Source organism: Phormidesmis priestleyi BC1401 (assembly GCF_001650195.1).
Classification (GTDB): Bacteria; Cyanobacteriota; Cyanobacteriia; order Leptolyngbyales; family Leptolyngbyaceae; genus Phormidesmis_A; species Phormidesmis_A priestleyi_B.
The window spans coordinates 1-9,455 of sequence record NZ_LXYR01000097.1; the positions used below are offsets into that span (position 1 = coordinate 1).

At 48.3% G+C, this 9,455-nt stretch carries 10 protein-coding genes, 1 tRNA gene and 1 pseudogene; 5 read left to right on the forward strand and 7 right to left on the reverse strand.

Going from position 1 to position 9,455, the window contains the following annotated elements; genetic code table 11:
* Positions 1–81: 81 nt before the first annotated feature.
* The 3 genes from A8707_RS24710 to A8707_RS24720 are packed head-to-tail and all read right to left on the reverse strand — an operon-like array spanning position 82 to position 1,325.
* Positions 82–708 carry a hypothetical protein gene (locus tag A8707_RS24710; RefSeq protein WP_068817839.1) on the reverse strand — a complete coding sequence of 209 codons (627 nt, stop codon included), beginning with the start codon at positions 706–708 and terminating at the stop codon, positions 82–84.
* A 48-nt stretch (positions 709–756) separates the two neighbouring features.
* Positions 757–981: a hypothetical protein gene (locus A8707_RS29995; RefSeq protein ID WP_068819939.1), complete on the reverse strand. Its 225-nt coding sequence runs from the start codon at positions 979–981 to the stop codon at positions 757–759.
* Positions 978–1,325, reverse strand: a complete 348-nt coding sequence (locus A8707_RS24720) for a hypothetical protein (protein WP_156518864.1) — start codon at positions 1,323–1,325, stop codon at positions 978–980. Before A8707_RS24720 ends, A8707_RS29995 begins: the two co-directional genes overlap by 4 nt.
* Before the next feature lie 320 nt (positions 1,326–1,645).
* Here A8707_RS24720 and A8707_RS24725 point away from each other — a divergent pair, with 320 nt between their 5' ends.
* On the forward strand, positions 1,646–1,834 hold the full coding sequence (locus A8707_RS24725) for a ribbon-helix-helix domain-containing protein (protein WP_068819943.1): 189 nt from the start codon (positions 1,646–1,648) through the stop codon (positions 1,832–1,834).
* Between the two features lie 104 nt (positions 1,835–1,938).
* Positions 1,939–4,362 carry a type V CRISPR-associated protein Cas12k gene (cas12k, locus tag A8707_RS24730; RefSeq protein WP_068819945.1) on the forward strand — a complete coding sequence of 808 codons (2,424 nt, stop codon included), beginning with the start codon at positions 1,939–1,941 and terminating at the stop codon, positions 4,360–4,362.
* A 932-nt stretch (positions 4,363–5,294) separates the two neighbouring features.
* Here cas12k and A8707_RS24735 read toward each other — a convergent pair.
* Positions 5,295–5,366: transfer RNA gene (locus A8707_RS24735), tRNA-Val, on the reverse strand.
* 227 nt (positions 5,367–5,593) lie between these two features.
* On the opposite strand from A8707_RS24735, the gene A8707_RS24740 reads away from it, so the two are divergent.
* Both A8707_RS24740 and A8707_RS24745 read left to right on the forward strand, forming a co-directional pair.
* Positions 5,594–6,664, forward strand: a complete 1,071-nt coding sequence (locus tag A8707_RS24740) for a ParM/StbA family protein (protein WP_068819947.1) — start codon at positions 5,594–5,596, stop codon at positions 6,662–6,664.
* Positions 6,646–6,885 (forward strand): hypothetical protein, encoded by a 240-nt coding sequence (locus A8707_RS24745; protein WP_068819949.1) that lies wholly within the window; start codon positions 6,646–6,648, stop codon positions 6,883–6,885. Before A8707_RS24740 ends, A8707_RS24745 begins: the two co-directional genes overlap by 19 nt.
* A 35-nt stretch (positions 6,886–6,920) precedes the next feature.
* On the opposite strand, the gene radC is transcribed toward A8707_RS24745, so the two are convergent.
* A complete protein-coding gene (gene radC / locus A8707_RS24750) occupies positions 6,921–7,652 on the reverse strand; it encodes a RadC family protein (RefSeq protein ID WP_068819951.1) in 732 nt (243 codons plus the stop codon).
* A 155-nt stretch (positions 7,653–7,807) separates the two neighbouring features.
* Here radC and A8707_RS24755 point away from each other — a divergent pair, with 155 nt between their 5' ends.
* Positions 7,808–8,698, forward strand: a complete 891-nt coding sequence (locus tag A8707_RS24755; protein ID WP_068819953.1) for a peptidoglycan-binding domain-containing protein — start codon at positions 7,808–7,810, stop codon at positions 8,696–8,698.
* A 168-nt stretch (positions 8,699–8,866) separates the two neighbouring features.
* Here A8707_RS24755 and A8707_RS29350 read toward each other — a convergent pair whose 3' ends face one another.
* Both A8707_RS29350 and A8707_RS29355 read right to left on the reverse strand, forming a co-directional pair.
* Complete coding sequence (locus tag A8707_RS29350) at positions 8,867–9,118, reverse strand: hypothetical protein (RefSeq protein ID WP_197485047.1); 252 nt, start codon at positions 9,116–9,118, stop codon at positions 8,867–8,869.
* 34 nt (positions 9,119–9,152) lie between these two features.
* Positions 9,153–9,455 (reverse strand): annotated as a pseudogene (locus A8707_RS29355) (hypothetical protein); the annotation flags it as partial.

Consider the following 9,455-nt stretch of genomic DNA (forward strand, 5'->3'; position numbering starts at 1 on the left):
TCTAGCCGTTCCAGAAACGTCGCCTTGCCATATTCGGGGGTGGCTCCCATATAAATGGTGTGTTGTCGGTCTCCAAACGCGTCATACAGACTGATGGGCAGTGCCGACCATGGCTTCTCTCCATCCGGTGTCGCACAACAGCATACAGGTGCCATCTAAGCCAATGGCAACACTGGCAATTTCAGCGTCTAGTTGAGGGGGCACATAGTCCCAACTTTCTTCTTTCACCTCAATGATCGTGGCCACCGCTTCACTGAGACGCTGGATGTAGGACACGGCGACCGGGCGTTGATGATTCTCAGCCAAGTCTCGCTGCACGTCTCGGGCGGAACCATACGCCAGTTTCGAGGACACTTGTTTCGCAAACAGAGGCGTGGAGGTGATGATGATGCGAGACGCTCGCTCTAGCGGACAATCCGTTTTCCCGCCTCCAGAGCGCTGATAGACATGGCGTTCAATCACGACTTCTCCGTAGGGCGTTTGATACGCTTTGGGCTGCTTGCCTTTGGTTCGCATCACCTCTCCGGCAATCTCAATGGCTGAACCGTCGGTGTCCAGATACTCAAGAGCGGCTGTAGTGGCAATACGACCCGCCTCGTTGAGGCTTTCCTGAATCGCTTCTTCACTGGTCAGCAGCGAATGACTCAGGTCTATCGTCACTTCTATCCTGACTTGCGTCCCTTCTTGACTCAGCAATTGAGCGCTCATACTCACCACCTCTTGGTTGCCTCACTCAGTGATATCATGCTTGACCTACTAAATCAAGTAGAGGTCGCACCCCGTTGGAGGTTGCTCGCGGCTCATCCAGCGTTCGATGGTGCGGGTGGTGCAACCTGCAATAAAGGCAAGATCCTGGTAGGTCAAGCTGTACTCGTCATAGAGTTGCCGGGGATGCTCTAGCGAGAGGGTGCAGTTGACGTAGAGCCGAAACAAAACGCGCTCTTGGGCACCCAAAGGGCGAGGTCTGGGGGTGCGGCTCATTCGGCATTCTCCAAGGGGTTAAGTGCAGCCGACTGACTGACTCCACTCGGCTGCAATCGTTCAATGTCGTCCTCTTCAGCCCATTCTGTTGTCACCCACGGTCGAGAGGGACTATCGGCATCGAGCAGGATGAGATAGAGCCAACTCCACTGGGAAGAATTTGGCTGCGCCGTTTGAACAGGCGCAAGCACCTGACCAATCACGGTGCCCCAGTCGCTACTGGTCATGGGTACCCAACGACAACGATCTCCGATCTCGTACTTGGGCAGATGGATGTTTTCTGGAAGCTCACCTGGAGCCTGGATGAAACTCAACTCTCTACTTCGCCGTAAAACCGTATTCATCTTGTTTGACGAGGTTGGTTGAGGATTCTCCCGAAGCTCTGCTTGAACTAGATCGGATCTTGAGGACGGATCAGAGTTTGACATAGCCGAAGAAACCTTAGTAGGAAAAAGATGGAAATGAGGTTGCGATCTTGCATGCCCTGAAATTTCTGGTGCCCTTATGAACGCACCTAGTGAACGGACACTTATGAAATTAGCTAGATAAACAGAGCTTAACATTTTAGCTGCGATTTTGAGACTATAATGATGTAAAAAAGCAGCAATTAAACTGCGAAGGAACCACAGTCTTATGATTTGAGGAGGAAAGATGTGTGATTGAAATGCCGAAGCGGATCTCGATATCCTTACCTGACCCGTATTACGAAAAGCTGGAGCAGTGGGCTGAATTAGATGACCGCACTGTTGCTGGTTTAGCAAGCTATATCGTGCAGAAGGCGATCGATGAAGTCGAGAAGGAAGGAAAAGTTGCCTCAAAAAAGGAGCTACCTCCAAATCAGCCTAGACCCTAGCAGCAGGCTTCTATGCTTGCTCAACCGGCACCCCAAGAAATGACTAATAGTGACAGTGCTTCGCTGAGCCGAAAACTATCCATTCGTCTAACTACGAGGTTGAAATGGTTGCATCTAAACCAAAGCCCCTAGGGAACAAGAAGAAACCTGACGAGTTAAAGAAAAGGCAGCAGCCTAAGGAGTCGTGGAAAACGGTGTGTTGCTGTCTTTGTGCAGATGAGTCAACTCGTAAATTTCTCTGGGAGGCGATGGAAAGGTACACGCTTTTGGTCAACCTTCTATCAAAACAGGTGGGTCATGCGCCTGAGTTTGAACAGTGGAAACGGCAAGGTTGGATATCAGAGAAGGCAGTTGTGGCTTTGTGCAACGCACTTAAACAAGAGGAACAATTCAAAGGCTTACCCAGCCGCTTCTATATGTCGGCTCAGTCAATGGTGAAGGACACGTTTGAAGGCTGGGTGAAGTCCCAGCAACGGTTATCGCGTAAGATCAGTGGCAAAAAGCGATGGCTGAAATCAGTCGAGGAGGATATTGACCTCGCCAAAACTACCGACTTTAGTCCAGAAGTGATTCAGAATCGGGCAAAAGAGATTTTGTCAGAGCTACACCACCAAGAAACTCCTGCGCCTCAATCGTCTGAAATTTCAGACGATAGTCCTGATGAGAGCCAGCAAGAGGATGAAGACTCAAACAGCCAACGATCGATTTTATCTCTTCTGTTTGATAGGTATAAGGTGACGGAGGACTACCTCTCTCGCCGCGCAGTTGTTCACCTGCTAAAGAATGGGTGCGAGGTCAATGAAGAGATAGAAGACCCGGAAAAATTGCAACAGAGATTGGCAACAAAAAGGGAAGAGATTCAACGTTTGGAAGCACAACTAGCAAGTCGTTTACCCAAGGGGCGAGACCCAACAGGTGAGAAAGCTAACAACTTCTTGAAAGAAGCCATTCAATTTCCAAAACATCGAAACTGCTACCCAGAATTATTCTTGTTTGATATCTTCTACCACTATGCGCTGCTGCCAATGCCCTCTGTGCAATATGCCGTTTACTTGCTTCAGGCGATTTTAATCGAATCAAACGTTGTTGAGTCAGAATTTTCAGCGTGGCAAGAAGCAATGACTGAAAGGCTCAGCAATGCGGCAAAAATACCCAACTCTTTACTATATCCACTGATCTTCGGCAGTACGGATGACCTTTACTGGTCATTTGAATCTAAGGAGAAAAATCAACACGATTCTGAGCTTGGGAAACCATGTGAGGGTACTAAGTCAAGAAAACGTCCATCGAAACGTAAGAGAAAGCAGCTTAAAACGCGATCGGAAGAACGAATCTATGTACGTTTCAAGGGATTGAGTGATTACAACTTCAAAATTGCCTGCGATCGCCGTCAACTACCAATATTTCAAATGTTCACTAGGGATTGGCTATCTAACAAAAAGCTGGACAAAGAGAAGAAGTCTTCCTTAGGACTATTTGCTCTACGTTCAGCAAAACTGATTTGGCAAGAGGATAAGCAGTTACTTCACAAGAAGGGAAAATCTAAACAAGCGAGTTCCGAGGAATTGGATACTTCATCACAAGAATCCATTCCACGTTGGAAAACTCATCGTCTATATCTCCACTGCTCGATCGACTCAGATTTACTGACAGCAGAAGGAATTGAGAAAGTTCAACCAAGAAAGATTAGTGAGACAAGCAAAAACCTTGATAATGCCAGAAAGAAAGAGCAAGAGCTTCTAGCGCAAGTGTCTAACAGTAACCTGACTGAGCAAGACAAACAGGAACTTGAGAACGAGTTGATCAAGAAGCGTAAGAAGATTTTGAGCTGTAAAACAAGCTTGGTTCAACTGAACAATCCGCCACCGCGCCCTAGTAAAGTCCCTTATCAGGGAGAAGCAAATATCACCCTGGGCGTTAGCTTCTGTCGTCAAGAATTGGTCGGCGTTGCTGTTGTAGACCTACAGACTCAACAAGTGCTTGAGTATTACAGTATTCGGAAACTGTTGACGAATCAACGAGTGAAAAAGTCAAGACGCAATCGCAGCTTACTTCAGTTGCAATTGGAGAAGTACCGTTTAGTGAACCGATTACGAAAATTGAGGCGGCACAACTTGGTTGACAGGCAGGAAGAACAAAAACAAGCCCGATACGTTGAAAGTAAGGCAGAGTCCAACTTAGGGCAATACTTAGAGAGGGTGATCGCTGCCAAGATTGCCCAAGTTGCCTTGGAATGGAAAGCCAGTAGCGTTGTGATTCCAAATCTAGGAGATATGGGTGAGTATATCGAGAGTGCAGTTCAAGCTAGGGCAAAGCAACTGTTTCCTAATCATCGAGAACGGCAGAAGAACTACGCCAAGCAGTTTCGTGTCGGAGGGCATCGATGGAGTTATAGGAGATTGACTGAGTTCATCCACAGCCGTACTTTAAGTGAAGGAATTTCAATCAAAGCCGGAAGGCAACCAGCAACAGGAAGTCTCGCAAACAAGGCACTCAAGACCGCCTTGTCTGGACACAATTTTGTTTAGCTTAAAGACAAATTATTGATTTGGCACCTTGAAAATGCAATAATTCCAGCAATAGCGCGCCGTTACTAAACGGTGTTAAGTGAAGGGGTCAGTTTTATTGCTTTCCGCCCCGGTACGCTGACTGCTCTTCCAGTGGATTTCCACAGGTACGATGCGGGGTCGCGCCTAGCATTAAAGGGATTTTTATTATTAGTGGTTCGCGCCTCTAGTAATAAGGATACAGAAATACTTGTCAGTCGGCTACCAAAAGCCCGAGCAAGGGTCCCCCCAATTACTTTTGGCGAACCGAAGCGAGGGAGAAATCCCTAGGGGTCTGCCAATCCCTCAAACCTATACCCTGAAACTCTGTCCAATCACCTAGATTTCTCCATTAAAAGAAAAGAGGCATCTATTTGAGTTTGCTAAGAGATCTGCTAATTCTTCGGGAGAAAGCCAGTTAGGGTATGGGTTCCGGGGATGGGAGTTGCATCAGCTCTCCCAGGGCTGGGCGGGTTGAAAGATTACAGAGCAACCCCTGAGCGCAGAGGTAGTCGCGAAGGTTGCATCAGCTCTCCCAGGGCTGGGCGGGTTGAAAGTTCGTCCTCTGGTTTGAGTGGTTTTTTAGGCTCCCATAGTTGCATCAGCTCTCCCAGTGCTGGGCGGGTTGAAAGCGCATCACAGAAAAGAGTGGTGTGAATTTTCGTAAGTAAATTGGGTGGGTTGAAAGGCGCACTTCCTTCGTACGGGAGAAGTGTTCAATTTCATTAGTATGCTTTTCGATCGCAGCTTTTGTGAAATTAATTCTTTAAAACTGGCTGTTTTAGATCTAAATTGTGTCCCTGTTAGACACCAAAATGCTGAAAGCCCCACAAATGGAGCTTTCTTGGAGAAAATGTGAAATTAATTCTTTAAAACTGCCCATTAATTCTTTAATGGACAGAAGTTAACGGGGATGGGCGATACTGGACTCGAACCAGTGACCCCTTCCGTGTGAAGGAAGTGCGCTACCACTGTGCTAATCGCCCGAAGCTGTGAATCTATAGACCTTAAGTCAAAGGCTACTTCTACACAGACATAATTGTATCACTCTCAGAGTACTGTTCTGCACAAAAATCTCAGTGAAGCTTCAACCCAATTAGTTGACACCCTCTCCCAATTCTCATATAGTACCTGTGTACTAACTGGGTAAGTCTGAACGCAAACGGGGACATATCATCGCAGCCCTTCACGCATCAGTATAGAGGAGAAACCAATGACCAGTGTAGAAACCAGACAGACGAAAGCCAAAAAAGAACCCACGATCGCTCATTCAGATTCTATTGCAGCCAGCCAGCAGATGCCTGCTGCGCCAACTCGATCGCTGGCACTTGACAGCGGAAACTATGACTTAAAGTTTTGGGATGGAACGGGAATTCCGAAGGCGATTCGATCGATTCGATTTCAAGTGCCTCAGGGTCGCGATGCAGTGCGCTATTCTGACAGTTCGCCTCTGGTTGAGTTACCTGATGGCACTCGTTATCACTTTGGCACCCAGGCATATAAATATCGCAGACAGCAACAGACGGTGGTTGAAAATAAAGTTGACTTAGCGCGGCTGCATCTCTACGCCTGTTTAGAAGCAGACCGAGCCGCAGAAGCTCTATGCCAATTCAATCTTCAGCTTCATGTCTCAACGCCAGAACCCGCTAGAAGTCAAGAGTCTCTCAGGTCACAACTGATGGGAGTGCACGAGTTTAAGCGCAACGGCATTCCGTTTCGGGTAACGGTCGATCGCGTCGAAGTTGAGCGAGAAGGATTGGGTTCTTATCGCTACGCGCAACGGCTGGGGCTAATCGCTGAAAACGGCTACACGATAGTGGTTGATATTGGTGGCGGCACCTGGATTACACGCTTAATGGATGCTGAAGGTGACGTGATTGATGAAAACGTGATGGATCGCGGCGGAGCTTATGAATTAGCAACCGCAATCAGTTTCGATAAGCGATTGTCCAATCTTTTAGGAACGACGGCTGACCCTGCGATCGTCATGGATGGCTTTAAAACGGGACACAACTACGCCGACACAGGGTTGTCTTGGTCGCTGTGGCTAGATGACTATCTCGACCCGTGGTTTAAGGGCATTTTTCAGACGATCAAGGCTCAATACACTCCTTACATGGCGCGGGTGACGCGATTTTTGGTGACGGGTGGAAGCTCTCATTTGATTACCGAACGGTTGGCGGGTCGCAAGTTATTTGCGGTGATGCCCGAACCTCAATTTGCCAATGTGCGCGGTTTATTTCCCATTAACGAAGGATTGCAGCTATGTATGACAACAAAGTGAGACTCAGCGAAGACGTGTTAGAGAAAGCAGAAATGATTGCCTCAGAGTGGGGCTTGAAAAATGCACGAGCCGCGATCGAAGCCGTCTTTCGTAAATATGCCGATGATTATTTATATGGGCGCAGCTTTGGAGGCGGGGAAACGATCGTTCCCTTCAGACAGGTTAACCCGTCAAACGATTGTGAAGCTCTAGACGAACTCGATGAGCTGTTGGGGATTTAGCAAATTTCAGGTTTCAGGCGATTTGCTGAAACCTGCTAATCCTCTTGGGGCAGTTCGCTCCAGAGTGAAGTTGTTTGACGCAGACTAAGATGGTTTCCGTTGCCCAAGATCAGGTGGTCTAGCAGCGGAATTCCTAAAAATTGGGCACCTGCGAGGAGTTGGCGAGTTAGAGAAATATCTTCAGGGCTGGGTTCGACGTTGCCCGATGGGTGATTGTGAGCCACAATCACCCGAGTTGCCGCTTGACGAATCACTTCTCGAAAAATGTCGCGGGGGTGAGCCAGCGTCTCGGTGGCAGTGCCGATCGTGATAATCTGCGTCCCGATCAAGCGGTGTTTGACATCAAGCAGCAGCACTGCAAATCGTTCTTGTGTTTGCCACATCAGATCGTTGCTCAGGGCTGCTGCCGCAACTGCGGGGTCATCGATAATCGTTTTTTCGGGAGGGCGAGACTGATAGGCGCGTTTGCCAAGCTCGATCGCCGCTAAAATCGACGTTGCTTTAGCTGGACCGACTCCCGAAATTTTGATCAATTCTTGAATGCTGACTTCTCGCAAAACGCCGAGGGGATCGCGCTGATGCTGGCTAAGAGTCTGCAATATCAATTGCCCTAACCCGACTGCCGAAAGCTTTCCAGGTCCTTGCCCCGTGCCGAGTAAGATCGCGATTAACTCGGCTGTAGAAAGAATTCTTGCACCTTGCGCCATCAACCGTTCGCGGGGTCGTTCGCTCTCAGGCAGATCGGCAATTCTCAGGCTGTAGGTCATGACTAGGCTCAGGGCGCTCTCGTTGGAATAGATTCAGTAATCCCTGAGTGAGCGATTAGAGCGACAAAACGCAGCGTTACAAACTGATTAAATAGAGCATTCGCTTTAGAATCGAGTAGATTTTCTGATAGGTTGACTTAAGGAAAGCGTGTGAGATGTTGAATCGATTTAATTTTGCGATCGTCCCAGTGCTAATCGGTGTCGCATGGATGGCAGGTGGGCAGTCAGCTTGGGCGGTTCGCAGTCAAAACTATACCCCCGATCAATTTGTGTCGGTGCCGGTTGGCTTGGGCTATCCCGTCAATCCGGGTGCTCCATTAGTTGATGTCAGGATTCAGCAGGCGATTCGAGATTTTCAGACTCAATATCGGTTGCCTGTCGATGGCACTTTAAACACTCCGACGCAAGATAAAGCGGCAAGCTTGATCAGCGACTTGCAGACGAGTCTAAACCGAGTTGTGCAGCCTAGCCCACAGTTACCCGCTAGCCAATTTTACGGAGCGCAAACCAAAAATGCAGTCGCGCTATTTCAGCGTCAAAACAATTTGCCCGAAACGGGAATCGCTACCTTAGAAACCTATCAGAAGATTCGAGATATTGTCAGTGATGCGATTCCACTGCCGGGGCAACCCACCCCGATCGAGCCAACAGTTCCTCCTGTGAGTTCGGTTGCGATCGGCGCTCTCTATAGTGAAACTGACTTTCGATCAGTGCTGTTAGGGTTGGGCTACGAGGTGAATCCGGGTAGACCGCTGAGTGATGCCCCAAGTATTCGAGCGATTCGAGACTTTCAGCAGCGATATGGGTTGTCAGAAACGGGTAGAGCCGATCAACCGACTCAAGAGACTGGCGCAAGTGTGGTCAGAAATCTTAGAAATAATTTAAAGCTTGTATTGCGAAACAACTTATCGATCGTCCCGTTCTATGACAATGCGACCGAAATATCTGTGCGCCAGTTTCAGACTCAGGCAGGTTTGCGAGTTGATGGAGTTGCCACTCAGGCGGTTCGTGCTCAGTTAGATGCGGCGGCAAGACGGGTGAAATAGGAGGAACGAAAAAGAGAAGATGTTCGTAACCTTTCCTAATCTAAAGGAGCTAGAGAAAATAACTCCGACGGACAAGGGGCTTAAGCCCCTTGTTTAACGCGATCTTTACGTGCGAAATGTTCAACTTAGTTTTTACTAATCCGCTAAGGGTTTTGATACTCCCCATGCCTAAAGGCGAGGGGATTCTTGAAGAGTCCACAAGCGAACCTTCAAAGGCGTTAACAAAGCGCCCCTACTGACTCCCTCAAGGCATAGCCCTAAAGTTGTCGCTACTTTTCGCAAGATGTTTGCCGCACCGTTGCAATCAGCATTGATGTACTGATTGTTTTGAGTGCGGTACAAGCCACGTTTAACTCGTCTGCCTGACTCCTTCCACCCTTCGGGTTTCTCACCGATTTTAGGCAGGAAATCATCATCCACAAACGAAGCCTTAGACGTATAGCTTTCTTCCGTCTCAACGAATCGAATCCCGTGCTGTTCGCACAGTTGCGAGACTCTCTTTGAGTCTGCCCGTGGGAATCTGGACAAACTTCTGATTGGTTTTAGCACCCATATTGGCACCGTCTTTCTGCCCTCGATTCCAGCCAAACACGACGGTGCCGATTCTGTTCTCAAGACAATGATTGATCACCTTTCTAGCCGCTTTATTGACCGCATCCCTAACCTGACGATTGCGTTTCTCAGTGATGGCAGCTAATCGCTTAGACCAAAAACCTTGAGGCTGATTCTCTTTGAGGGTGGCAACTTGCTTGTTATA

What these genes read in the sequence shown, in the direction of transcription:
- A8707_RS24745 (WP_068819949.1), top strand. Translation starts at nt 6,646, where the DNA reads ATGTATGACAACAAAGTGAGACTCAGCGAAGACGTGTTAGAGAAAGCA.
- A8707_RS24720 (WP_156518864.1), bottom strand. Translation starts at nt 1,325, where the DNA reads ATGAATACGGTTTTACGGCGAAGTAGAGAGTTGAGTTTCATCCAGGCT.
- A8707_RS29995 (WP_068819939.1), bottom strand. Translation starts at nt 981, where the DNA reads ATGAGCCGCACCCCCAGACCTCGCCCTTTGGGTGCCCAAGAGCGCGTT.
- radC (WP_068819951.1), bottom strand. Translation starts at nt 7,652, where the DNA reads ATGACCTACAGCCTGAGAATTGCCGATCTGCCTGAGAGCGAACGACCC.
- cas12k (WP_068819945.1), top strand. Translation starts at nt 1,939, where the DNA reads ATGGTTGCATCTAAACCAAAGCCCCTAGGGAACAAGAAGAAACCTGAC.
- A8707_RS24725 (WP_068819943.1), top strand. Translation starts at nt 1,646, where the DNA reads ATGCCGAAGCGGATCTCGATATCCTTACCTGACCCGTATTACGAAAAG.
- A8707_RS24710 (WP_068817839.1), bottom strand. Translation starts at nt 708, where the DNA reads ATGAGCGCTCAATTGCTGAGTCAAGAAGGGACGCAAGTCAGGATAGAA.
- A8707_RS24755 (WP_068819953.1), top strand. Translation starts at nt 7,808, where the DNA reads ATGTTGAATCGATTTAATTTTGCGATCGTCCCAGTGCTAATCGGTGTC.
- A8707_RS24740 (WP_068819947.1), top strand. Translation starts at nt 5,594, where the DNA reads ATGACCAGTGTAGAAACCAGACAGACGAAAGCCAAAAAAGAACCCACG.